The organism is Micromonospora sp. CNZ285 (genome assembly GCF_004637285.1).
This window is the reverse complement of the sequence record NZ_SPQD01000001.1, coordinates 5,193,905-5,215,620: the sequence shown is the minus strand read 5'-3', so window position 1 is coordinate 5,215,620 and position 21,716 is coordinate 5,193,905. Positions and strand designations below refer to the sequence as shown.

The following is a 21,716-nucleotide window of genomic DNA, read 5'->3' as shown; positions in this document are numbered from 1 at the left end:
GCCGGAGACGTTACCGGCGGGCGGCCTGCTTGTCAGCGGCCGTTCGGCCCTCGTCATACCACCGGTAGTCGGCGGTTGGACGGTACGTGCCGTTGAACCACGTGGCCGGCGCCTGCGCGACGCGGGAGAGCTTCTCGGCGGTGGCCGGACTGATCCGGTTCCCACCGGCCACGAGCAGGCGGTCCAGCTCGCGGTGGGTGGCCATCAGGCAGTCCTTCGGCAGGCCGTAGACGCTGATCACCCCGGAGCCGACGAACGTCAGCACCGGCGTCACCGGGATCGGCAGGCCGACCGCGTCGGAGAGGGCCTTGCTGGCGCGCTTGGCGTCCCGGCGGGCCTCCAGCACGTACGGCGGGCGCTTGCCGTTGATCTGGACCACGTCGCCGGCCACCAGCACGCGGGCCCGGCCGTGGTCGGCGATGGTGACCGCGAACAGACCGCTCGGGCCGATGGCCAGGAACCCGGCCCGGTCGTCGCGGCCGCGGTCGAGCAGCATGTCGGCCGGGTCCGTCCGGGGCCACTCGATGACGTGCCAGGCGGGACCGAGGTGGTCGAGTTGGCCCAGGGCGCGGGCCCCTGCCGCTTCCAACCGGCGGGCCCCCCGCTCCGCCCGGCGACGCCGGGCCCACTCCAATGGAGTCGGTCGGGCCGGCTCGAGCACCGAGGTGGGCTCGACCCGGGGGGAGTGCGGCACCGTGCGGGGCGGCAGTGCCCTGCTCGGTACGGCTCGACGAGCGGGAAAGACAGTCATCGCGACCTCCGGCAAAAGGTCTCTCGAAGTTATGTCTCCACTACCCTACGTTGCGCCCCCCGGGGCTCGGCAAGTTGGACCGCCGGAGTGAGTGCGGATGAATGCCATATTCATTCACACTTCTTTTCCGGATGGTGCGCAAGCCTGCCCTAGGCTGCGGGGGTGACCCACTATGTGGACAGCGAAGTCGCCCGGCTCGGGACGGTGCTGCTGCACCGCCCGGGACCGGAACTGGCCCGCCTCACCCCACGCAACAACGACAGCCTTCTGTTCGACGCTATCCCATGGGTGGGACGCGCACAGGAGGAGCACGACGCATTCGCGGCGGCGTTGCGGTCCCGTGGGGTCGAGGTGCTCTATCTGGCCGACCTGCTGGCCGAGACGCTCGCCGTGCCCGACGCCCGGGCCGAACTGACCGAGCAGGTGCTGCGGTCCCGCCGGCTCGGCCACACCCTGCGGCGCCGCGTCGCCGACCACCTGGCGTACCTCGATCCGGCCGGACTGGCCGACGTGCTCACCGCCGGGCTCGCCCACGAGGAACTGCGGCTCGGCGCCGACCGCCCCGGCGGTCTGGTCTGGACGCTCATGGACCGGCACGACTTCGTCATCGATCCGCTGCCCAACCTGCTGTTCACCCGCGACTCGTCGGTCTGGATCGGCGACCGGGTCGGCGTGACGAGCCTGGCCATGCCGGCCCGGCGGCGGGAGACCACGCTCACCGACGCGATCTACCGCTACCACCCGCGCTTCGTCGGCACCGAGTTCGTCTACCACCCCCGGATGGAGCACCTGGAGGGCGGCGACGTGCTGCTGCTCGCGCCGGGGGTGCTCGCCGTCGGCGTCGGCGAACGCACCACCCCGGCCGGCGCGGAACGGCTCGCCCGGCAGGTGTTCGCGGCCGGCCTGGCGCACACCATCCTGGTGGTGCCGATCGCGCAGGAACGCGCCACCATGCACCTGGACACGATCTGCACGATGGTCGACGTGGACGCCGTGCTGATGTACCCGAACGTCGCGCACGAGCTGTCCGCGTACACGGTCATCGCCGGCGCGGACGGCGACGACCTGCGGGTCGACGGGCCGGCGCCGTTCCTGCGGGCCGCCGCCGACGCGATGGACGTCGACCAGCTCCGGGTGATCGACACCGGCCTGGACCCGGTCACCGCCGAACGCGAGCAGTGGGACGACGGCAACAACACGCTCGCGCTCGCGCCCCGGCTGTGCGTCGGCTACGAGCGCAACGTGGAGACCAACGCGCAACTGGAACGCGCCGGCATCGAGGTGATCGCCATCGCCGGGTCCGAGCTGGGCTCCGGGCGGGGCGGCCCGCGCTGCATGTCCTGCCCGCTGGTGCGGGAGAAGGACGGGGCCGCCTGACCCGGAGACGTCAGCGCAGCGTCAGCTGGCGGCCGAGCAGGCCCTGGCGGGCCCGGCGGCCGGCGGCGTCGAGCGGCTCCCGCTCCGCGACCGCCTCGGCGTAGCGCTTGGCGAACTCCGCCACCGGCGCCTCCCACTCGGCGGCCGGGGTGTCCTCCGGCAGGTCCCAGACCGGTGCGAGGCGCCCGTGCGCCCGGAACATGCCCGCGAACTTCGTGTCGTCGCCGAGCGTCAGCGCGCCCGCCGCGGCGAGCCGGGACAGCGCGTCCAGCGCGGTGTCCTCGTCCTCTGCCAGGACCAGGCGCACGTGGGCCTTCTCCGGCACCTGGCACCAGTACGCGGCCGGCGCGGCGGCCAGCTTGACGGTCGGGTAGATCGCCGAGTTGGCCCGCTCCAGGGACGCCTGCACGTTCGGGTCGTCGGCGGCGCCCGGGTCCAGCCAGAAGTCGAACCCGTCGTGCATGGTGATCTCCAGCGGGCCGTCCACCAGGATGTCCTGGAGGCGGGGGCCCGGCCCGGGCAGCGGCGGCACGCTCACCTGGCCGCCCGGCTCGGTGCGCAGCGCGGAGATCAGCGCGTCCGCCAGGTCACGGGAGACGTCGCCGGACTGCTGGTGCCGCTGCAGGCCGATGAAGACCCGCCCGTCCGGCTTGGTCATCGCCGGTGCGGCCATCGGCAGCACGGTGGCCAGCGTGACCGGCCGGTCGCCGTACTCCTCGATCAGTTCCGGGGTCAGCCGCAGCGGCGCGGACGCGGCCGGGACCAGCTCGCGCAGGGCGATCCACTCCGGCTCGTCCGCCAGGCCCTCGAACGGCCGGGGCACGAAGACGTCGCGCACCTTCTCCCGCTTCGGGGTGGCCTCGCCGGCCCGCTGGTTCTTCCGACGCTTGCTCATGCGCCCGCTCCGCTCCGCTCGCTCATGGCGAGACAGCCTAGATGCCGGGTCTCGGTGGCGGGGGCCGGACCCGCCCGCCGCGTCGGTCAGCCGGCGGCGACGAGGTCCGTCCGCTGCGCCGGGACCGGGTCGAACCGCGCCCACACGCTCTGGCCCAGGCCGTCGCGCTCCACCCCCCAGCCGCTGGCGAGCCCGGCGACGATGTGCAGCCCTCGACCGTCCGCCGCGTCGGGCGAGGCGGTACGCATGCACGGGCCGGCACCGGAACCGCCGTCGGTGACCCGCAGCTCGACGCTCGGCCCCTGCCCGGTCGGGCGCAGCCGCCAGGCGACCCGCACCACGCCGCCGGGCAGCGAGTCGGCGTGCCGGACCGCGTTGCCGACCAGCTCGGCGAGGACCGCGACCAGGTCGGCCACCAGGACCGGGGGTACGACACCGGTCAGCTCGTCGGCGAGCCGGTGCCGGGCCAGGCGCGCGCCGGTGGCGTCGTGGGGCACCACCACGCACCACGACCGTTCGGCCGGACCAGTCGACACGTCGTTCCTTCCCCGCCCGTGAGCGCCCGGTCAACCCCGGGGCAGCCGCACCTCTGCGACCGTACCGCCACCAGCTCTGGGCCGGAGGGATACCCATCCATTCTGCTGTTCAACGATCTGGCGGACGAGATAGAGACCGAGCCCCGCGCCGGGATACCGGCGGCGGTCGCCGGACTCCCCCTGCCAGAACCGGTCGAAGGCCCGCTCCACGTGTTCCGGCCGGATGCCGATGCCCCGGTCGGCCACCCGGAACGAGACGGTCCGCTCGTTCGCCTCGGCGGTGATCTCGATCGGGGTGTCCGGCAGCGAGTACTTCCCGGCGTTGGTGCCCAGTTCGGTGAGCACCGTGGCGAGGCTGTGCCGGTCGCCGAGCGCCTTGGGCAGGTCGGCGGGCAGGTCGAGCACGACCCGGTGCCGGACGTCCGCCGGCAGGTCCCCCACCGCCGCGCGCAACGCGTCGACCAGGTCGAACGGCGCGGCCGGTTCGCCACCGGGACGGTTCTCGGTGGCGGCGGTCAGCAGCCGGTCGACCAGGCGGGCCAGTTCGTTGGCGCGCTGGCCGATGATCCGGGCGGCCTGTCTGCGGTCGCCGTCGCTCAGCGAGTCCCAGTGGTCGGTGAGCGTGTCCGCGTACCCCTTGATGACGGTGACCGGCGTGCGCAGCTCGTGGCTGGTCACCGCGACGAACAGGTCCCGGTCGTGGTCGCGCCGCTGCTGGTCGGTGGTGTCGCGGAAGCTGACCACGCGCAGCGCGTTCGGGCCGGGCAGTTCGCCGGAGGTGATCCGCAGCCAGCGGCCGTCCGGCAGCCGGTGGTCGAGCACCTGACCGGGCGGCGGCAGCGGGAACGGCAGCGGCCGGCTCAGCGCCTCGTCCGCCGGCCGGCCGGTCACCTCGACCGCGGCCGGGTTCCAGAGCCGGACCCGTCCGTCCCGGTCCACCACCGCGAGGCCGTCGGCGAGCGCCGCCACGACCGGGCCGTCCCCGTGTACGGGCAGGCCGGTCTGGTCGCCGTACATGTGGGCGATGCAGGCGGCGATGTAGCCGATGACGGCGCGTTGCGAGGGTTGCAGCGGTTCGCCCAGCGGGTAGAGCGCGTGCAGGCTGCCGATGGTGAGCCCGCCGATCTCGGCGCGCGCCACGATCATCCGGCAGAGGCCCCGGCCGGCGACCTCGTCGGCGAGCGCACCGGGGATCGCGTCGACCCGGACCTCCCGTACCGGCGGGCCGGCGAGCAGGCAGACGGTGGCCGGGTCGGTGGCGGGCAGCGGGCGGCCGAGGACGAACTCGGCGCTGCCGGTCGCGGCGACGACCCGTCCGCCGGCCGGGGTGAACTCCACGAAGACCAGGCCGGCCGCGCCGACCGCGGGTTCGACCTCGCGGAGCAGGCGGGTGAGCACGGCGAGGCCGGACTCGCCCGAGTTGATCATGTTGATCACTGCGGTGTGGCCGGCGATGAAGGCGGGGTAGTCGGTTCGCTCCGGCATGTCCCGAGTGTGCCGCGCCGTCCGCGTCCGGGACACCCCCGGCCGGTCGACCGTCTCCGGTACCGATCGACGGGACTCACCGGCCCAACCGGGCCAGCGCGTGGGCCGGCCGGTCCGTGATCACCCCGTCCACGCCCGCTTCCAGCACGAGTTCCAGGTCCTCCGGCTCGTTGACGGTCCAGACGTACACCGAGTTGCCGGCGGCGCGCAGCGAGGGGACCAGGCGCGGACGGGCCCGGACCAGGTCCACGCCGGGGCCGGCGATCCGGGCACCGAACGGCAGCCGGCCCAGCGGCAGCAGGCGCGGCAGCACCTCCAGCAGCAGCACGGTGGGCAGCGCCGGCGCGAGTTCCCGGACCCGGCGTACGGCGAGCGGCGAGAACGACATCACCGTCACCTGGACCGGATGGTCCGGGCGGGGCTCGGCCAGCCCGTACCGGCGCAGCATCTCGACCAGGCGGCGCTCGACCTCGCCCCGGTAGCGGGACGGGTGCTTGGTCTCGATCAGCAGCCGGACCGGCCGCCCGGCGGTCAGCACCGCGTCGAGCAGCCGCTCCAGCGTGAGCAGCCGGGTGTGCGACTCGTCGAGCGGCACGTCGTCCTCGGCGAGCGTCGCGGCCCGGTGCCAGGAGCCGAAGTCCAGTGCCTCCAGCTCGGCGAGCGTCCGCGCGCTGACCAGCCCGTGGCCGTTGCTGGTGCGGTCCAGTCGGCGGTCGTGCACGCAGACCAGGTGCCCGTCACGGGTCAGCCGGACGTCGCACTCCAGCCCGTCCGCGCCCTCGTCCAGGGCGCGCAGGTAGGCGGCGAGCGTGTGCTCCGGCAGGTCGTACGAGGCGCCGCGATGGGCGAAGACCAGGGGGGCGGTCATGGCCGTGTCACCGGCTCAGGCGACCCGGCCCGGCTGCCCGTCGTCGGTGACCACCGGACGGCCCGCGGCGGCCCAGTCGCCCATCCCGCCGTCGACGTTGCGGACCTGGTCCCAGCCGTTGCGCATGAGGTAGCCGACCACCTGGGCGGACCGGCCGCCGGAGCGGCAGATCACCGCGACGTCGCGGTCCTGCGGGATCTCGGCGATCCGGGCGGGCAGCTCGGTCATCGGCAGGTGGTGGGCGGCCGGCGCGTGGCCGGCGGCCCACTCGTCGTCCTCGCGGACGTCGAGCAGGTAGACGTCGTCGGGCACGGCCGACGCGGGCACGCTGGGTAGTGAGGCTCCGAACACGGTAACCAAGCCTAGTCGCCCGCGGCGCTCACAGCCGGTTGACCCAGCGCGGGTTGGCGCCGGCCCACTCCGGCACGCGCGTGTCGCGCAGCGCGCCGAACAGCCCGGCGCCGCCGTCGTCCAGCACCACGTACGAGACGCCGTCGATGGTCTGCGGGTAGGAGGGCACCTGGACCCCGCGCAGGGCGTCCGCGGGCAGGCCGCGCAACGCGAACAACAGCTCGTCCAGGGGTACGCCGTTGGTGTCCACGGTCAGCGCCCCGCCGGCCGCCCGCAGCACGCGGTCCAGCTTGACCGGGTCGCTGCGCAGCCGCGTCTCGCCCGCCCGGTCGAGCACTGCCCGCAGCATCTGCTGCTGGTGCCGCTGCCTGTCGAAGTCGCCACCGGGCAGGTCGTAGCGCTGCCGCACGTAGTCGAGCGTCCGCGCGCCGTCCATCTGCTGGCAGCCGGCCTCGAACTGGTACCGGGTGTGGATCGAGCGCACCGGCGTGTCCACGCACATCCGGATGCCGCCGAGCTGGTCGATCACCTCCTTGAAGCCGGAGAAGTCGACGAGTGCCGCGCCGTCGAAGCGGATCCCGGTGAGCCGGTTCAGGGTGGTGCTGAGCAGGCGCGCGCCGCCCTCACCGCCGCCGCCGTGCTCGTACGCGGCGTTGACCTTGTCCTGGCCGCCGGGGAAGCCGGGTGCCGGGGGGAGCGCCACCAGCAGGTCGCGCGGTACGGAGATCAGGTACGCCTGCCGCATCCCGGCCGGTACGTGCACGATCAGGATGCTGTCGGAGCGCTGGTCCTCCGGGTTCGCGCCGGGCCGGTGGTCGGAGCCGATCAGCAGGTAGTTGAGCGCGCCGTCCAGGTCCGTCCGCTTCTTGCGGGCGGCCGGGTCGAGCAGTTGCTCCTTGGCCACGGTGCGGTCGTAGCGCGAGGTGAGCCAGTGCAGCCCGGCGACGCCGAGCGTGGCGAGCAGGACCAGGACGAGCCCGGCGCCGAGCAGGAACCGGGCCCAGCGGGCGGGTCCACCCCGCCCGCGTCGGTTCCGTGCTGGCCTGGACGTGACGATCCCCCCGTAGCCGCGACATGAGACCCGCTCACGTCAGGCTACGGGGGGATCGGCCGACCGGTATCGCTTTCGCGCAGGTCAGCGAGTCATTTACGGGTGGAGAGGACGTCCGGGTTGTTCACCACGAAGTCGGCCAGCTTGTCATTCTTGACCGCCTGGAACATGTCCATCGTCGCCTCGTTGAACGTCTCCCGGCCGTTGCCGTTGCCGGCGAAGGTGCCGCCGTTGGTCCGCAGCGTGACCAGGTCGTTCCCGTTGAGGTTCTTGAGCGTGAAGATGAAGTCGGCGATCGGCACGCCGCCGGTGTCCAGCACGAACGCCTTGCCGGCCGCCTTCATCAGCGAGTTCAGCTTGATCGGGTTGGTGAGCATGCCGCCCTCGGTGGCCTTCTTGGCCATCGCCTTGATCAGCTGCTGCTGGTTCTGCTGCCTGTCGTAGTCGCTGTTCGGCAGGCCGTAGCGCTGGCGGGAGTAGTCGAGGGCCTCCCAGCCCTCCATCTCCCGGCAGCCCTTCTTGTGCACCACTGCCTTGTACGGCTTGCCGGTCTTCTTCGCGTCGGCGTTCCACATCGGCTTGCCGTCGACGTACGACATGTGGTGCGACTTGACCTCGTGGCTGACGCAGATCCGCACCGAGCCGAGCGCGTCGATCACGCTCTTGAAGCCGCCGAAGTTGATGATCGCGGCGCCGTCGAAACCGATGCCGGTCATCGACTTGATCGTCTTGGCCATCAGCTGAGCGCCGCCCTCCCAGCCGCCACCGTTCTGGGCACCGTGGAAGAAGGCCGCGTTGATCTTGTCGGTGCCGCCCTTGTAGCCGCTCTTCTCGAACGCCGGGATGCGCGCCTCGGTGTCCCGGGGGATCGAGATCAGGTACGCCTGGTCGTGGCTGGCCGGGATGTGCAGGATGATGATCGTGTCCGACCGGACGTCGTCGGCGGCCCAGCGGGCCCGCGCGTCCACGCCGAGCAGCAGCATGTCGATCGGGCCTTCGAGGCTGCTGCCGCCCTCGGCCTCGCTCTTGCCGGCCTCACCGAGCAGGTTGCGCTGGGCGATGTTGTTCGTGGCCTGGCCGATGACGGCCTTGCTGCCGACGATCGCGACGCCGCTGGTCACCATCAGCACCGCGCCGAGCACCAGTGTGAGCTTGGCCCAGAGCGGGTCCTTGCGCTTGGTGCGCTTCTTCTTGCCACCGCCGGGACCGCGACCGCCGGAACCGGGCTGTGTGGGGATGACCGGAGGGACCCGCCCGGATGATCCGGGTGCCGGTGACTGCGGGCGACGGCTGGTCTGGACCGACATGCGTGCTCCAGCTCGGTGATCGGGGGCGGGACCACTTTACGTATCTGTTCCCGTATTCGCGACCTCGTAGGGCCGCAATTCCCGTCAATACCGGCCAACACCTTCGGGTTGTGGCCGAACGGGCAGGGGTAAGGAGCCGGTCGGCGGTTGGCCTCCGTGGTGGCGAGGCCCTAGCGCTCGTTACCGGTCATGTCGTGCCGGCGTCAGCCGCCCGCGTTGTCGCCCGAACCCTTCTGGTTGGCCTGCATCCACTCGGCCATCCGGTCCGCGGCGATGGCCTTGTACATCGCCAGCGCCTTCTCCCGGTCGGAGACCACCACCGACTGGCCGTCGATGGTCTGGCCGCCCAGGTGCGGGCTGGTGACGAACGTCAGGTTCTCGCCCCGCAGGCTGCGGAACTGCACTGCCATGTCGGTCAACGAGAATCCCTGGTCGACCGTGACGGCGGCGGTGACCGCCTTGAGGAAGTCGTTCAGCTTCTTCGGGTTGGTGAGCGTCCCGGTGCTGGCCGCCTTGTCCATCAGCGCCTTCAGGAACTCCTGCTGGTGCCGCATCCGGGCGAAGTCGCCGTCCGGGAACTGCTTGCGCTGCCGGACCCAGTCCAGCGCCTCGGCGCCGTTCATGTGGTTCACGCCCTTGGTGAACGTCCGGTACGGCTTGTGAATCGAGGTGATGGTCCGCTCCACCTTGAGGTCGACCCCGCCCAGCGCGTCGGTGACCTCCTTGAAACCGCCGAAGTCGATGGCCATGACGTGGTCGATCCGTACGTCGGTGAAGCACTCCACGGTCTTCACCGCGAGCGGCAGGCCGCCGAACGCGAACGCCGCGTTGATCTTGTTGCGCGAGCCCGAGTCGCAGGACGCGCCGGCGCTCTCCGGGATCGGCACGTACAGGTCACGCGGCACCGAGACCAGGTAGGCGCTCTTGTGGTCGGCCGGGATGTGCATGACGATCACGGTGTCCGCGCGCCACTTGCCGGAACCGTCGACAGGGGCGTCCGGATCCCGCGAGTCGCTGCCCACGAGCAGGATGTTGAACGCGCCGTCGACCTGCTTGGCAGGCCGGCCGCCGGTGATCCCGGCGAACGGGTCGGTGCGCGCCAGGTCGTCGTCCAGGTTGCGGGCGTAGAACCACGCGCCGAGGCCGCCGAGCAGCGCCAGCACCAGCACCGCGACGCCCGCCACCAGGCCGATGCGCCCCCAGCGCGGCCGGGGGCCACGCCGCCCGGATCCGCCCGGACCGCCACCGCCCGGACCACCGGGCCCGGTCGGCCCGGCCGGGCCGCCGGGACCGCCGGAGCGGGGCGCCTCGTCGTGTGCGGGGTACCACCTGGTTTCCGAGGGACGGGCGCGCCCGGTGGCGGCCCGGTCGGAGCCGGGAACCGAGGCGCGGCCCGCGCCCCGGCTGAGGTGTCGGGGGATCGGGGCGCCGGCAGACGAGGTCGCTGACATGTAACCGAGGGTAGGTCGGCCGGGCCACCGACGCCCTCGTACGCGCGCCGATGTCAGCCGCGTCCCCGGCGGGTTCAGTACCCGAGACGCCCGCGGAAGTACTCGATCGTGCGTCGGAGGCCGTCTTCGGGCGTGACGCTCGGCTCGTATCCCAGCAGTTCGCGGGCGAGGGTCAGGTCCGGGCGGCGCATCTCCGGGTCGTCGGAGGCACGAGTGATGTAGCTCACCTCGGACGTGCTTCCGGTGAGTGACACGATCGTCTCGGCCAGTTGCCGCATCGACATCTCGTGCTCGGTGCCGCAGTTGATCGGCCCGGTCTGGGTCGAGTCGAGCAGCAGCAGGATGCCGCGCACCAGGTCGTCGACATAGCAGATCGAACGGGTCTGGTTGCCGGTGCCGTGCACGGTGATCGGCTCGCCGCGCAGCGCCTGGGAGATGAACGTCGGGATGGCGCGGCCGTCGTCCGGGCGCATCCGCGGCCCGTACGTGTTGAAGATCCGCACGATCGCGGTGTCGGTGCCCCGGCTGCGGTGGTAGGCCATGGTGGCCGCCTCGGAGAAGCGCTTCGCCTCGTCGTAGACGCTCCGGATGCCGATCGGGTTGACGTTGCCCCAGTACGTCTCGCGCTGCGGGTGCTCCTTCGGGTCGCCGTACGCCTCGGAGGTGGAGGCCATCAGGAACCGCGCGCCGTCGTCGGTGGCCCGCTCCAGCAGCGCCAGCGTCGCCACCGAGCCGACCCGGAGGATCTCCACCGGCAGCTTCTCGAAGTCGGTGGGGCTGGCCGGGGACGCCATGTGCAGGATCGCGTCGAACCGCTCGGTCATCGCCGGGTGCTGCGGCAGGCCGTCGGAGATGTCCGCCTCGACGAGCGTGAAGGTCGGCTTGTCCAGCAGGTGAGCCACGTTGTCCTTGGACCCGGTGACGAAGTTGTCCAGCACCACGACGGTGCAGCCGCGCTCGACGAGCCGGTCGACCAGGTGGGAAGGGACGAAACCGGCGCCGCCGGTGACGAGGATGCGGTGTCCGGTACCGAAGCGGGGAGCGACCTTCATGGCGGTCAGCCTATACACGCGAGGCGGGGCCCCCGCGTAAGGCAGGGGCCCCGCTCGACAGTGGTACTCAGTGGGCGCCGGCTCCGGTGAGCGAGCGCACCTCCAGCTCCGCGTACTTCTCCTCGTCGCTCTCCTTGGACAGGATCGTGCCGAGCCAGCCGCACAGGAAGCCGAACGGGATCGAGATGATGCCCGGGTTCGACAGCGGGAACCACTGCCAGTCGTGGTCGGGGAACATCGCCGTCGGCGCGCCGGAGACGACCGGCGAGAAGAAGACGAGCACCACGGCGGCGAGCAGGCCGCCGTAGATGGCCCAGACCGCGCCCGAGGTGTTGAACCGCTTCCAGAACAGGCTGTAGAGGATGGCCGGCAGGTTGCCCGACGCGGCCACCGCGAACGCCAGCGCGACCAGGAACGCCACGTTCAGGTTCTGCGCGTAGATGGACAGGACGATCGACACCGCGCCGATCACCAGCGCGGAGATCCGGGCGACAGTCACCTCCTGCCGTTCCGACGCCTGCCCGTTCTTCATCACGTTGGCGTAGAAGTCGTGCGCCAGGCTGGACGACGACGCCAGGGTGAGCCCGGCGACCACCGCGAGGATCGTGGCGAACGCGACCGCTGCGATGATCGCCAGCAGTGTCGCGCCGCCCAGGTCCCCGCCGAGGAACTGTTCGCCCAGCTTCTCGGCGAGCTGTGGCGCCGCCGTGTTGCCCGCCTTGTCCTGCGCGGTGATCTCCGACCCGCCGACGATCGCCGCCGCGCCGAAGCCCAGCGCCAGGGTGAGCAGGTAGAACGTGCCGATGATGCCGATCGCCCAGAGCACGCTCTTACGGGCCGCCCGCGCGGTCGGCACGGTGTAGAAGCGGATCAGGATGTGCGGCAGGCCGGCCGTGCCGAGGACCAGCGCGATGCCCAGCGAGAGCAGGTCCATCTTGCTGTAGAACGTCTTCAGCGCGTCCCCGGGTGTCTCCACGCCGTAGCGCAACCCGGGTTCGAGGAACGCCGCTCCCTTGCCCGAGGCGCTGGCCGCGTCGCCGAGCAGCGAGGACAGGTTGAACTTGTACTTGGCGAGCACCAGCAGCGTCATCGCCAGCGCGCCGCCCATCAGCAGGAACGCCTTGACGATCTGGACGTACGTGGTGCCCTTCATGCCGCCGACAGTCACGTAAATGATCATCAGGGCGCCGACCATGATGATGGTGGCGACCTTGGCGGTGTCGGCGTCCATGCCGAGGAACGTGGTGCCCGGCTTGATGCCGAGAAGCAGGGCGACGAGCGCGCCGGCGCCGACCATCTGGGCCAGCAGGTAGAAGATCGACACCGTGATGGTGGAGACCGCCGCCGCGGTCCGGACCGGCCGCTGCCGCATCCGGAACGCCAGGACGTCCGCCATCGTGTACCGGCCGGAGTTGCGCAGCAGCTCGGCCACGAGCAGCAGCGCCACCAGCCAGGCGACCAGGAAGCCGATCGAGTAGAGGAAGCCGTCGTAGCCGTAGAGCGCGATGATGCCGGCGATGCCCAGGAAGGACGCCGCCGACATGTAGTCGCCGCCGATCGCCATGCCGTTCTGGAAGCCGGAGAAGGACCGGCCGCCGGCGTAGAAGTCGGTGGCGGTCTTTGTCTGCCGGCTGGCCCAGACGGTGATCGCCAGCGTGATCGCCACGAAGACCAGGAACAGCGTGATGGTGAGGTTGCGGGCGGTGGTGCTGCCCGCCTCAGCCGCGAGGACCGTGTTCATGGGTCACCTCCCCCATCTCGTCGCGGATCCGGTCGGCGACCGGGTCGATCCGGCGGCTGGCGAACCGCGAGTAGAACCAGGCGATGAGGAACGTGGAGACGAACTGGAGCAGGCCGAAGACCAGGGCGACGTTGATGTTGCCGATCAGCTTCGTGCCCATGAATCCCCGCGCGTACGCGGAGAGGATGACGTAGAGCGCGTACCACAGGAAGAACGCGACGGTCATCGGGAAGACGAAGCCGCGCAGCGTGCGCCGCAACCCGGCGAACTCGTCCGACCGCTGGACGGCGAGGTACCGTTCCGCCGCCGACTCGGCGGGTGCGGACGCGGGTGTGTCCGTGGACATCTGTGGATCACCACCTTCGCAAGGCGTGGGGGAGTTTCGCGCACGGTAGAGAGCGCGCTCCCGGCCCGGGAAGGCTCCGCCGCCCGGCGGCGGACGGCTGCGCCGAACGGCACCCCCACTGCGCCCAGTGACCCACGTCACTCCGCTAACCGGTCACCCCCACCCGGTCGATCATGAGGTTGACGGCGACGAATCGGACGCGGAACGCGGCCAACCTCATGATCGACGGAGCGGAGAGGTCAGCCGGGGAGGTCGTGGTAGCGGCCCCGGTAGTGCAGCAACGGGGGCGTGTCCCGGGGCAGGTCGACCGATTCGATAGTGGCCTCGACCAGCAGGCCCCAGCCGTACTCGCGGGCGGTGTCCAGGCGGCAGCCCGCCCACCCGCCGGCGTCCGCGGGCACCGGCCCGTACGGCGTCTCGGTCCAGGCGTCCAGCGCGAACAGGCCGCCGGGCGACGGGAACAGGCCGGCGAAGCGGTCGGCGAGCTGCCGGTGCTGCGGGCCCAGCGGGGCCACCGCGAACCGTCCCGCCTCCTCGATCGCCGCCCACAGGTCCGACTCCGCGTCGACCAGGCCGAGCAGCCGGTCCGGCTCGCCCTCGGCGACCAGCGTGGAGGAGACGGTCAACCCGGCCGGGCCGGGCGCGGTCCAGAGCGTCACCGGGGCGGCCAGCCGTCCGCGCAGCCGGCGTACCGGCGAGCGTTGTGCGGCCGGCGCCGCGAACGGATCGGTGGAGTGGATCTGCGCGCCCGGCTCTGGATTCACGTGAAACATTGTGCCGCCCGCCACCGGGCGAGGTTCGACGGAACGCCCTACCCTGCCGGGCATGAATCTCATCCCCCCGCAGCAGCTCGCCCAGGAACGGGTCGTCGCCGCCGACGCCATCCTCGGCGGCCAGGTCGACCTGCGTGCCTATCCGCACCGGCACCTGCTGGTCAGGGCGACCAACACCTGGGGCCGCAGGGCGTACCAGCCGCTGATGGAGGCGGTCGAGCACCTGTCCAACTACGGCTGGGAGCTGGTCACCATGACCAGCGTCGGCGACGGCCACCACGTCTACGCGGCGATGCGCCGCACCGCCTGACGGCGGCCCGCGACGCGTGGATCAGTCGTCGGCGAGCAGCCGGCGGGCGGCGGCGAGCACCTCCGGGTCGGCGCAGCCGTCCGCGTACCCGGCGATCCGGCGCCGGATGTCGCGCCCGAGCAACCACTCCCCGATCCGCTCGGCGACCGGGCGTAGGAACGCCGGGCGGCAGCGGAAGTTGTACCGCCACGTCGCGATCGTGGTGCCGGGATCCGGGCCGGGCGCGAACCGCCAGCCGCCGCCGAACCGCTCGAAGAACCACGGTCCGCGCACCATCTTCATGCCGACGTTCGTCGGCGGTGACCAGGAGACGTACTCGCTGACCATGACCAGGCCGTGCCGGGAGCGGGTGTACGTCCGCACGCCCCGGCCGGGCCGCGTCGCGCCGTCGACGAAGTGCTGCTCGCGGACGAACGGATCCCAGCGGTACCGCACCGGGGCGGTGGTCTGGGAGACGGCGAACGCCAGCTCCGGGGGGACCGGGACGGTGATGACCGCTTCGACGACGGGCATCAGCGCCTCGGGGTGACATTGGCCAGCAGCTCCGGCTGCCGGTGATCCAGTGTGTCCCCGGCCATGTACGCGCCGAGCAGCGCCGCGCCCCCGCCGTACGCCAGGCCGACCGGCAGCGCCAGCCAGAGCCACACGTCGCCGAGCAGCGCGGCGGCCACCACGAACGGCACCGCCACCACCGCCGAGCCGACCATGGAGACCAGGGTGAGCAGACCCTTGGTGAAGCCCGCGCCGCTGTTCAGGGCGAACGGGTTGCTCGACTCGGGCAGCGAGTACGCGCCGAGCACGGAGACGAACGCGTTGATCGCCAGCCCGCAGCCGTACGCGGCGAACAACGCGCCACCCATCACGCCGAGCCATTCGGGCCGGCCGAGGACGACCGCCAGCGCCACCGCGATCACCACGAGCATCGGCACCACGTAGATCGAGAACGCGGCCATCCGGGCCCGCAGCTCCACCCGCCCCGGCACGCCGGCGACCACGTTCGCCGCGTACGAGCTGCCGTCGAAGCCGAACTGGTTGGCGAGCGTCAACGACGCGAGCGCCCCCACGAAGATCATGGTGAGGCTGACCATCGCCGGTGAGGAATCGGCTGTGGCCTGGTCGAACGCGGCGCCACCCTCGGACAGGAACGCGGGGCCGCCCAGGTTGACCATCAGCGGCACGAACACGCCGACCACCGCGACGGTGATCAGGTTGGCCCGGCGGCGGGCGTCCCGCCACCAGTAGCGGCACTCCCGGGCGACGATCGCGCCGAACCGGTCCCGCCGGGCCCAGCCAACAACGCGGGGGAAGAGCTGCGCGACCGCACCGCCGGCCACGGCGCGCGGCGTCCGCGCGGGGCCGCTGCTCGCCGCGCCCACCATCGCCGTCTCCAGCGACCGGGACCACCAGAACAGGAGTACGCCGAGCGTCGCGACCGCGATCAGCAGCTTCACCACCGCCGCGCCGGCCCGGCCCTGGGCCACGTCCAGACCGGCGGTCCACGGTGCGCCGAACGGCGTCCAGCCGACCACCCGTGCCACACCGTCCAGGCGGTCCCAGTCGGTCTGCCGTACCGCGGCGAGCACCAGCAACTGCAACGGCCCGAGCAGCGCGGCCAGCACCGCGAGCAGCACGGCGGCCAGGTCGCGGACCCGGCGGGAGCGCAGCATGGTCGCGAACGCACTGGTCAGCGCGCGGGCACCGGCCAGGCAGACGAGCAGCCCGACGACCACGCCGAGCGCGCCGACCAGCGCGGCCACCCATCCACCGAGCGCACCGGCGGTGACCACCAGCCCGGCGGCCGTGATAGCTGTCGCCAGCGCCGGCACGCTGACCAGGGCGGCGGCGAGCAGGCCGGTGACCAGGGTGCGGCGGGACAGCGGCAGCAGTGCGAACCGGGCCGGGTCGAGCGTCTCGTCCACGCCGAAGAAGACGAGCGGCAGGAGCAGCCAGCCGAGCGTGAGCAGGCCACCGCCGAAGGCGGCGATCATCAGCGCGTACCGGGACTCACCGGCCAGGCCCGGCGCGGCCAGCAGGAAGAACCCGACGGCGGCGAACCACAGGCCGAACAGCAGGCCGAGGACGAACAACGCGACCCGCCACGTCTGGCCCCGGAAGTTGTTGCCGAGCACCCGCAGCTTGAGCCGGACGAAGTGCCAGGGCGACACCCGCCGGGCCGGGCGCTCGGGCACGGTCACCGGGACAGCCACGACAGCTCCTCGCCGGTCGCGGTCCGGCCGCCGACCACCTCCACGAAGACGTCCTCCAGCGACCGGTCGCCGCGCACCTCGGTCAGCGTGCCCACCCGCTTGATCCGGCCCTCGGCCAGGATCGCCACGTGGGAGCAGAGCCGCTCGACCACCTCCATCACGTGGCTGGAGAAGATCACCGTGCCGCCGCCGCCGACGTACCGGTGCAGGATGTCGCGGATCAGCGCCGCCGAGACCGGGTCGACCGCCTCGAACGGCTCGTCCAGCACCAGCAGGCGCGGACCGTGCAGCAGCGCGCAGGCCAGCCCGATCTTCTTCTTCATGCCCGCCGAGTAGTCGACCACGAGCGTGCGGCCGGCGTCGGAGAGCGCCAGCACGTCGAGCAGCTCCGCGGCCCGCTGGTCGACCACCGCCGGATCCATGCCGCGCAGCAGACCGTGGTACGCCAGCAGCTCCGCCCCGCTCAGCCGGTCGAAGAGGCGCACGCCGTCCGGCATCACACCGAGCAGGCTCTTGGCGCGTACCGGGTCGGCCCAGACGTCGTACCCCAGCACCCGCGCCTCGCCGGCGTCGGGCCGCAGCAGGCCGACGGCCATGGAGAGGGTCGTGGTCTTGCCCGCGCCGTTCGGGCCGAGCAGGCCGTAGAACGAGCCGGTCGGCACCGCGAGGTCGACGCCCGCCACCGCGACCTTGGTGTCGAAGCGCTTGGCCAGACCACGAAGGGACAGTGCCGGGTGCTGATCGGTCATGGTCCGACCGTATCGGTCCCCACCCAACGGCTGCTCGGACGGCAGGATGATCTCGCGTCATCCCTGAGAGGTACGAGTCGGATCGCCGACGGCGTGCAACCGGCAACCACGGCGGGGGGTGTCAGGCGTACGAACGGCAGCGGGGAGAGACATGGATCCGGACAGTGGGTTCGAGGAGTTCTACCGGAGCAGCAGACAACGCGTGGTGACGGTGCTGTACGCGCTCGGCGGCGACCGGGCCGAGGCTCAGGACGCCGCCCAGGAGGCGTACGCGCGGGCCTGGCAGCGCTGGTCGCAGGTGAGCGAGTACGACGATCCGGAGGCGTGGGTGCGTACGGTCGGGCACCGCCTGCTGGTCAACCGGTGGCGCAAGGTCCGCAACAGCGTCGTCGCCTACCGGCGGCACGGGCCGCCACCCCCGGTCAAGCCGCCCTCCGAGAACACGGTCGCGCTGGTCGCCGCGCTGCGGCAGCTCTCGTCGGATCAGCGGCAGGCCGTGGTCCTCTATCACCTGGCCGACCTGTCGGTCGCGGAGATCGCCGCGCAGACCGGCGTACCCAGCGGCACGGTCAAGGCTCGCCTCTCCCGGGGTCGCAAGGCCCTCGCCGCCCTGCTCGACATGACCCTGCCGGAGGAGATCCGCAATGCCTGAGCCGATCTTCTCGGACCTGTACCGGGACACCGAGCACCTCGTCTGGGCCCCCACCGAGCAGGTGCGCCGTCGCGGCCGGCAGCGGACGAGGCGTACCCGGATCGCCGCCGCTCTGGCCGCCGCGGTCGCGGTGGGTGTCGTCACGTCGGGGGTGGCGCTGGCCCGTCCCGACGTCGCACCGCCACCCGTGCCTCCGGCCACCGTCGTTCCCAGCACGCCGGCGCCCACGCGCAGCGTCACGCCGTCCGCGGAGCCGTCCGCGAGCGGGACGCCGACGCCGGACCGCACCATCGGACGGCCGTCCGGCACGACCGGCGGGTCGACCGGGCGTCCGCCGAGCCGGACGATCCCGGCGGCGGCGATGCTCCAGCTCGCCGATCTGCCGAAGGGCTTCACGACGCCGGCGAAGGTGGACGGCGACTGGTCCCTGGAGTCCGCGACCGTCCACTGCGACAACGAGTCGCCGGCGCTGGACACCGGGCAGGTGGCGAGCAGGTCGGTGCAGTTCGACTCGCCCAGCGACTGGATCGTCGAGCGGGTGACGCGGCACTCGGGCACCTCCGCCACCACCGTCATGAAGCGGGTCCGCCAGTTGGTCACGGACTGCGAGCCGGCGCACCCGGACGACTCGTTCTCCGTCCTGGCCGAGTCGCTCGGCGGCGACGACGCGGTGCTCGTGGGCGGCGAGATCGATGGGACGCCCGCCCGCTGGGTCGTGGTGCGGCAGGGCGACCTGGTCGCTCAACTGCGGGTCGACCACCAGACCACGCCCCGCGAGGCCCGGCGCGTCGTCGGATGGGTGGTGAACCGCCTCTGCGCCGGCACCGACAGCTGCTGACCGGTCTGCCCGCGTCACAGACGCAGCGACTCCGGGGTGTGCAGGCGGAGCATTGTGGCGCCGACGTCGCGGGGCAGCCGCCGCCGGCTCGCCATCGACACCACCACCATGACGGTGAACGCCAGCGGCACCGTCCACGCCGCCGGCTGGGTGGTCAGCGTCGCCGGCCACCCGGTCAGCGGCGGGCCCAGCACGGTGAGCAGCACCGCACCGACCGCCGCGCCGCCGCCGACCAGCACCCCGGCGGCGGCGCCCAGGTCGGTCAGGCCGCGCCACCAGATGCCGAGCACCAGCAGCGGGCAGAAGCTGGACGCGGCCACCGCGAACGCCAGCCCCACCACCTGCGACACGTCCAGCCCGGACACGTTCAGCGAGAGCACCGCCGGCACCCCGCCGGCGATCACCGTGGCGAGCCGGAACCCGCGTACCGAGCCGCGGCCCAGCACGTCCGTGGAGATCACCCCGGCCACGCTGGTGAGCAGGCCGGAGGACGTGGACAGGAACGCCGCGAACGCGCCGGCCGCGACCAGCGCGGCGAGCAGCCGGCCGGTGGTGCCGTCGCCCAACGCCGCCCCGGGCAGCAGCACCACCACCGCGTCGGTCTGGCCGCTCACCAGCAGTTGCGGGGTGTAGATGCGGCCCAGCACGCCGTAGACGGTGGGCAGCAGATAGAAGACACCGACCAGCGCCAGCACCACGAGCGTGGTCCGGCGGGCGGCGGCACCGTCCGGGTTGGTGTAGAAGCGGACCAGCACGTGCGGCAGGCCCATGGTGCCGAGGAACGTGGCGAGGATCAGCGAGTACGTGGCGAACAGTCCCCTGTCGTCCTCGCCCGCGGTGTCCGGCAGCAGCCATTCGGTGGCGCCGGTCGCCGTGCCGGACACCTCCGGCACCGGGTCACCGGCGGCGAACTCGAGGCGGTCGCCAGGGCGCACCTCCCGGATGTCGCCGTCGGGCAGCGTGAGCGTCGCGCGGTGCTCGACCACGACGGTGGTCGCGGTCCGGAACGTCGGCCCGTCGGGCGGGGTCACCGCCGGGCGGGCGTCGGCCTGCCACTGCAACGCCAGGAAGATCGCGGGTACGGCGAGCGCGGTGAGCTTCAGCCAGTACTGGAACGCCTGCACGAACGTGATCGCCCGCATGCCGCCCAGCGCCACGTTCGCTGTCACCACCACGGCGACGAGCAGCGCGCCGAGCGGGTACGGCGAGCCGGTGAGCGTGGCCAGCGTCAGCCCGGCGCCCTGCAACTGCGGCACCAGGTAGAGCCAGCCGATGAAGATCACGAAGACGGTGGCGAGCGTCCGCAGCCGGCGGGAGCCGAGCCGCACCTCGCAGAAGTCGGGCAGCGTGAACGCGCCGGAGCGGCGCAGCGGCGCGGCCACGAACAGAAGCAGCGCCAGGTATCCGGCGGCGAAGCCGACCGGGTACCAGAGCACGTCCACGCCGTACTTGAGGATCAGCCCGGCGACACCGAGGAAGCTCGCCGCCGACAGGTACTCCCCGCCGATCGCGGCGGCGTTCCAGGTCGGGCTGACCGACCGGGACGCGACCAGGAAGTCCGAGGTGGTGCGGGCCAGCCGCAGCCCGTAGAAGCCGATGCCGACGGTGACCAGGGTGACGGCGACGATCGCCGGGACCACGTAGTCGTTGGCCATCAGCGTTCCGGCCGTCGGATCAGGTCGACGAAGTCCTGCTCGTTGCGTTCGGCCAGCCGCACGTACGCCCAGCCGACCACGATCAGGAACGGGAAGGACACGACGCCGAGCAGCAGCCACGGCAGGTTGACCCCGAGCACTGTCACCCGGCCGACCGTGGGCGCGATGGCGAACAGCCAGGGCAGGCCGCCGAGCCCGACCAGCACCAGCAGGCTGAGCCGCAGTGCGAGGGAGAGTTGGGCGCGCATCAGCCCCTGCACGAGCGTCTCACCGACCGGGGTCTGCTGGGTCAGCTCGGAGCGGGTGCGGTCGGCCGGATTGCCGACCCGGGACACCTCGGCCAGCACGATCCGGGTCCGCTTCGGCGCGGCGGCCGGCTCCGGCCCGCTGCCCGGCTTGCGACGGCCGGGCGGGGACGCGCGGGGGCCGGGAACCGGGGCGGCCTCGGCGGGCCGCCCCGTCAGATGCTGTTCCTCGGCTCCGGTCACCTCCGGCAGTCTCGCCCGCTCAGCGGGAATGTCAAGAGCAGGCGTCCGGGCCCTGTGCACAACCTGTGGATAACGCTTCACGGTTGTGGATAACCCGGTGGATGGCGTGGAGTCGTTGTGGACGACCTCAGCTCAGCCCCACCCGTACCGGATTCGCGGTCGCCGAGCCGAGCCAGGTGTGCGGGTTGCCGAACCAGCACCAGCCGAGCTTCGGGGCACCCTGGCTGATCCAGAGCGCGGGCACCCGCCGGTCGCCGCAGCGCGACCCCACGAGCGAGAAGCACCTGTTGCTCGCCAGTGCCTGCGGGTGCAGCGAGACGAAGGCCAGACCCTCGTCGATGGTGATCGGCAGCCGGTCCTTCGCGGTCATGTCCTCCAGCGCTGCCGACGGCGGCACGTTGCGGTACTCCTCGCCCCGGTCCACGTCGAACAGCAGGTACGCGGGCCCGGCGGGCACCTCCAGCTCCTTGATCGGGTGGAAGGTGGGCAGGTCGTCGGCGGGGAAGTTGCGGTCGAGGACGCCGGTCTTGCGCTTGCCGGTCAGCGTAGTGAGCGCGATCCGTTCCGGCACCGGCACCAGCTCCCGCGTGGTCACCAGCAGGAACGGCACCCGTGCGTCGGTGGGGCCCGCCAGCCCGGCGGCACCGGCGACCGCCGCGTCGCGCAGCGGGGTGAGCAGCGCCCGGAACTCCTCCTCGGTCTGCCCGGCCAGTGCCGGGTAGCCGAGCTGGACGAGGCGGTCGAGCTGGTTGTCGAATTCGGTAGCGGCGTCGAAGCGGTCGTCGGACATGCGGTCCCCCACCCTGTCGTACGGTCTGCCGTACATTGTACGC

Annotated in this window: 23 protein-coding genes; 4 read left to right on the top strand and 19 right to left on the bottom strand. The window is 72.3% G+C overall.

What is annotated here, in order from left to right; genetic code table 11:
* Positions 1-10: 10 nt before the first annotated feature.
* Positions 11-751, bottom strand: coding sequence for a hypothetical protein (locus CLT75_RS23755; protein WP_135242537.1), 741 nt, complete (start codon positions 749-751; stop codon positions 11-13).
* 162 nt (positions 752-913) lie between these two features.
* Between CLT75_RS23755 and CLT75_RS23750 the strand changes: the two genes are divergently transcribed.
* Entirely contained in the window at positions 914-2,128 is a 1,215-nt protein-coding gene (locus CLT75_RS23750; protein WP_135242536.1) for an arginine deiminase, read from the top strand.
* A 10-nt stretch (positions 2,129-2,138) separates the two neighbouring features.
* Here CLT75_RS23750 and CLT75_RS23745 read toward each other — a convergent pair whose 3' ends face one another.
* The 12 genes from CLT75_RS23745 to CLT75_RS23690 all read right to left on the bottom strand — a co-directional run bounded on the left by CLT75_RS23745 (position 2,139) and on the right by CLT75_RS23690 (position 14,047).
* The gene (locus CLT75_RS23745) at positions 2,139-3,023 is read right to left on the bottom strand and encodes a DUF5926 family protein (protein WP_135242535.1); all 885 of its coding nucleotides are present in this window, start codon (positions 3,021-3,023) and stop codon (positions 2,139-2,141) included.
* An 86-nt stretch (positions 3,024-3,109) separates the two neighbouring features.
* On the bottom strand, positions 3,110-3,526 hold the full coding sequence (locus CLT75_RS23740) for an ATP-binding protein (RefSeq protein ID WP_486485364.1): 417 nt from the start codon (positions 3,524-3,526) through the stop codon (positions 3,110-3,112).
* Between the two features lie 63 nt (positions 3,527-3,589).
* The gene (locus CLT75_RS23735; protein WP_135242533.1) at positions 3,590-5,044 is read right to left on the bottom strand and encodes an ATP-binding protein; all 1,455 of its coding nucleotides are present in this window, start codon (positions 5,042-5,044) and stop codon (positions 3,590-3,592) included.
* Between the two features lie 76 nt (positions 5,045-5,120).
* Positions 5,121-5,912, bottom strand: coding sequence for a glycerophosphodiester phosphodiesterase family protein (locus CLT75_RS23730; RefSeq protein ID WP_135242532.1), 792 nt, complete (start codon positions 5,910-5,912; stop codon positions 5,121-5,123).
* A 15-nt stretch (positions 5,913-5,927) separates the two neighbouring features.
* Positions 5,928-6,263 carry a rhodanese-like domain-containing protein gene (locus CLT75_RS23725; RefSeq protein WP_013289303.1) on the bottom strand — a complete coding sequence of 112 codons (336 nt, stop codon included), beginning with the start codon at positions 6,261-6,263 and terminating at the stop codon, positions 5,928-5,930.
* Between the two features lie 28 nt (positions 6,264-6,291).
* Positions 6,292-7,167 (bottom strand): LCP family protein, encoded by an 876-nt coding sequence (locus CLT75_RS23720; RefSeq protein WP_135242531.1) that lies wholly within the window; start codon positions 7,165-7,167, stop codon positions 6,292-6,294.
* A 239-nt stretch (positions 7,168-7,406) separates the two neighbouring features.
* The gene (locus tag CLT75_RS23715; RefSeq protein ID WP_135242530.1) at positions 7,407-8,621 is read right to left on the bottom strand and encodes an LCP family glycopolymer transferase; all 1,215 of its coding nucleotides are present in this window, start codon (positions 8,619-8,621) and stop codon (positions 7,407-7,409) included.
* A 203-nt stretch (positions 8,622-8,824) separates the two neighbouring features.
* A complete protein-coding gene (locus tag CLT75_RS23710) occupies positions 8,825-10,072 on the bottom strand; it encodes an LCP family protein (RefSeq protein WP_135242529.1) in 1,248 nt (415 codons plus the stop codon).
* Between the two features lie 74 nt (positions 10,073-10,146).
* Positions 10,147-11,124: an NAD-dependent epimerase/dehydratase family protein gene (locus tag CLT75_RS23705; protein WP_030499420.1), complete on the bottom strand. Its 978-nt coding sequence runs from the start codon at positions 11,122-11,124 to the stop codon at positions 10,147-10,149.
* A gap of 67 nt (positions 11,125-11,191) precedes the next feature.
* Entirely contained in the window at positions 11,192-12,865 is a 1,674-nt protein-coding gene (locus tag CLT75_RS23700; protein WP_135242528.1) for a solute symporter family protein, read from the bottom strand.
* Positions 12,843-13,211 (bottom strand): DUF485 domain-containing protein, encoded by a 369-nt coding sequence (locus CLT75_RS23695; protein WP_013289297.1) that lies wholly within the window; start codon positions 13,209-13,211, stop codon positions 12,843-12,845. The genes CLT75_RS23700 and CLT75_RS23695 overlap by 23 nt, the downstream gene beginning before the upstream one ends.
* 239 nt (positions 13,212-13,450) lie before the next feature.
* Entirely contained in the window at positions 13,451-14,047 is a 597-nt protein-coding gene (locus tag CLT75_RS23690; RefSeq protein ID WP_486485258.1) for a flavin reductase family protein, read from the bottom strand.
* Here CLT75_RS23690 and CLT75_RS23685 point away from each other — a divergent pair.
* Positions 14,037-14,294 carry a hypothetical protein gene (locus CLT75_RS23685; protein ID WP_135242526.1) on the top strand — a complete coding sequence of 86 codons (258 nt, stop codon included), beginning with the start codon at positions 14,037-14,039 and terminating at the stop codon, positions 14,292-14,294. The genes CLT75_RS23690 and CLT75_RS23685 overlap by 11 nt on opposite strands.
* A 21-nt stretch (positions 14,295-14,315) precedes the next feature.
* Here the strand turns inward: CLT75_RS23685 and CLT75_RS23680 are convergent, their stop codons facing one another.
* Genes CLT75_RS23680 through CLT75_RS23670 form a run of 3 tightly spaced genes read right to left on the bottom strand, consistent with a single transcriptional unit; the run spans position 14,316 to position 17,250 of the window.
* Positions 14,316-14,807, bottom strand: a complete 492-nt coding sequence (locus tag CLT75_RS23680) for an SRPBCC family protein (protein WP_135242525.1) — start codon at positions 14,805-14,807, stop codon at positions 14,316-14,318.
* A complete protein-coding gene (locus tag CLT75_RS23675) occupies positions 14,807-16,501 on the bottom strand; it encodes an ABC transporter permease (RefSeq protein ID WP_135242524.1) in 1,695 nt (564 codons plus the stop codon). Before CLT75_RS23675 ends, CLT75_RS23680 begins: the two co-directional genes overlap by 1 nt.
* On the bottom strand, positions 16,486-17,250 hold the full coding sequence (locus CLT75_RS23670) for an ABC transporter ATP-binding protein (RefSeq protein WP_135242523.1): 765 nt from the start codon (positions 17,248-17,250) through the stop codon (positions 16,486-16,488). Before CLT75_RS23670 ends, CLT75_RS23675 begins: the two co-directional genes overlap by 16 nt.
* A gap of 151 nt (positions 17,251-17,401) precedes the next feature.
* Here CLT75_RS23670 and CLT75_RS23665 point away from each other — a divergent pair, with 151 nt between their 5' ends.
* Positions 17,402-17,902 carry a SigE family RNA polymerase sigma factor gene (locus tag CLT75_RS23665; RefSeq protein ID WP_135242522.1) on the top strand — a complete coding sequence of 167 codons (501 nt, stop codon included), beginning with the start codon at positions 17,402-17,404 and terminating at the stop codon, positions 17,900-17,902.
* Positions 17,895-18,740, top strand: coding sequence for a hypothetical protein (locus tag CLT75_RS33445; protein ID WP_393378094.1), 846 nt, complete (start codon positions 17,895-17,897; stop codon positions 18,738-18,740). Before CLT75_RS23665 ends, CLT75_RS33445 begins: the two co-directional genes overlap by 8 nt.
* A 14-nt stretch (positions 18,741-18,754) precedes the next feature.
* On the opposite strand, the gene CLT75_RS23655 is transcribed toward CLT75_RS33445, so the two are convergent.
* The 3 genes from CLT75_RS23655 to CLT75_RS23645 form a co-directional block, all read right to left on the bottom strand.
* Positions 18,755-20,395 carry a sodium/solute symporter gene (locus CLT75_RS23655; protein WP_135242521.1) on the bottom strand — a complete coding sequence of 547 codons (1,641 nt, stop codon included), beginning with the start codon at positions 20,393-20,395 and terminating at the stop codon, positions 18,755-18,757.
* Positions 20,395-20,745 (bottom strand): hypothetical protein, encoded by a 351-nt coding sequence (locus tag CLT75_RS23650; protein WP_209310488.1) that lies wholly within the window; start codon positions 20,743-20,745, stop codon positions 20,395-20,397. The genes CLT75_RS23655 and CLT75_RS23650 overlap by 1 nt, the downstream gene beginning before the upstream one ends.
* Before the next feature lie 265 nt (positions 20,746-21,010).
* Positions 21,011-21,673: a DUF5701 family protein gene (locus CLT75_RS23645; RefSeq protein WP_486485257.1), complete on the bottom strand. Its 663-nt coding sequence runs from the start codon at positions 21,671-21,673 to the stop codon at positions 21,011-21,013.
* Positions 21,674-21,716 lie beyond the last annotated feature (43 nt).

Coding starts and splice junctions, on each gene's coding strand:
- CLT75_RS23700 (WP_135242528.1), bottom strand. CDS start 12,865: ATGAACACGGTCCTCGCGGCTGAGGCGGGCAGCACCACCGCCCGCAAC.
- CLT75_RS23710 (WP_135242529.1), bottom strand. CDS start 10,072: ATGTCAGCGACCTCGTCTGCCGGCGCCCCGATCCCCCGACACCTCAGC.
- CLT75_RS23735 (WP_135242533.1), bottom strand. CDS start 5,044: ATGCCGGAGCGAACCGACTACCCCGCCTTCATCGCCGGCCACACCGCA.
- CLT75_RS23680 (WP_135242525.1), bottom strand. CDS start 14,807: ATGCCCGTCGTCGAAGCGGTCATCACCGTCCCGGTCCCCCCGGAGCTG.
- CLT75_RS23665 (WP_135242522.1), top strand. CDS start 17,402: ATGGATCCGGACAGTGGGTTCGAGGAGTTCTACCGGAGCAGCAGACAA.
- CLT75_RS23730 (WP_135242532.1), bottom strand. CDS start 5,912: ATGACCGCCCCCCTGGTCTTCGCCCATCGCGGCGCCTCGTACGACCTG.
- CLT75_RS23745 (WP_135242535.1), bottom strand. CDS start 3,023: ATGAGCAAGCGTCGGAAGAACCAGCGGGCCGGCGAGGCCACCCCGAAG.
- CLT75_RS23655 (WP_135242521.1), bottom strand. CDS start 20,395: ATGGCCAACGACTACGTGGTCCCGGCGATCGTCGCCGTCACCCTGGTC.
- CLT75_RS23755 (WP_135242537.1), bottom strand. CDS start 751: ATGACTGTCTTTCCCGCTCGTCGAGCCGTACCGAGCAGGGCACTGCCG.
- CLT75_RS23695 (WP_013289297.1), bottom strand. CDS start 13,211: ATGTCCACGGACACACCCGCGTCCGCACCCGCCGAGTCGGCGGCGGAA.
- CLT75_RS23645 (WP_486485257.1), bottom strand. CDS start 21,673: ATGTCCGACGACCGCTTCGACGCCGCTACCGAATTCGACAACCAGCTC.
- CLT75_RS23690 (WP_486485258.1), bottom strand. CDS start 14,047: ATGAGATTCATGCCCGGCAGGGTAGGGCGTTCCGTCGAACCTCGCCCG.
- CLT75_RS23715 (WP_135242530.1), bottom strand. CDS start 8,621: ATGTCGGTCCAGACCAGCCGTCGCCCGCAGTCACCGGCACCCGGATCA.
- CLT75_RS33445 (WP_393378094.1), top strand. CDS start 17,895: ATGCCTGAGCCGATCTTCTCGGACCTGTACCGGGACACCGAGCACCTC.
- CLT75_RS23705 (WP_030499420.1), bottom strand. CDS start 11,124: ATGAAGGTCGCTCCCCGCTTCGGTACCGGACACCGCATCCTCGTCACC.
- CLT75_RS23685 (WP_135242526.1), top strand. CDS start 14,037: ATGAATCTCATCCCCCCGCAGCAGCTCGCCCAGGAACGGGTCGTCGCC.
- CLT75_RS23670 (WP_135242523.1), bottom strand. CDS start 17,250: ATGACCGATCAGCACCCGGCACTGTCCCTTCGTGGTCTGGCCAAGCGC.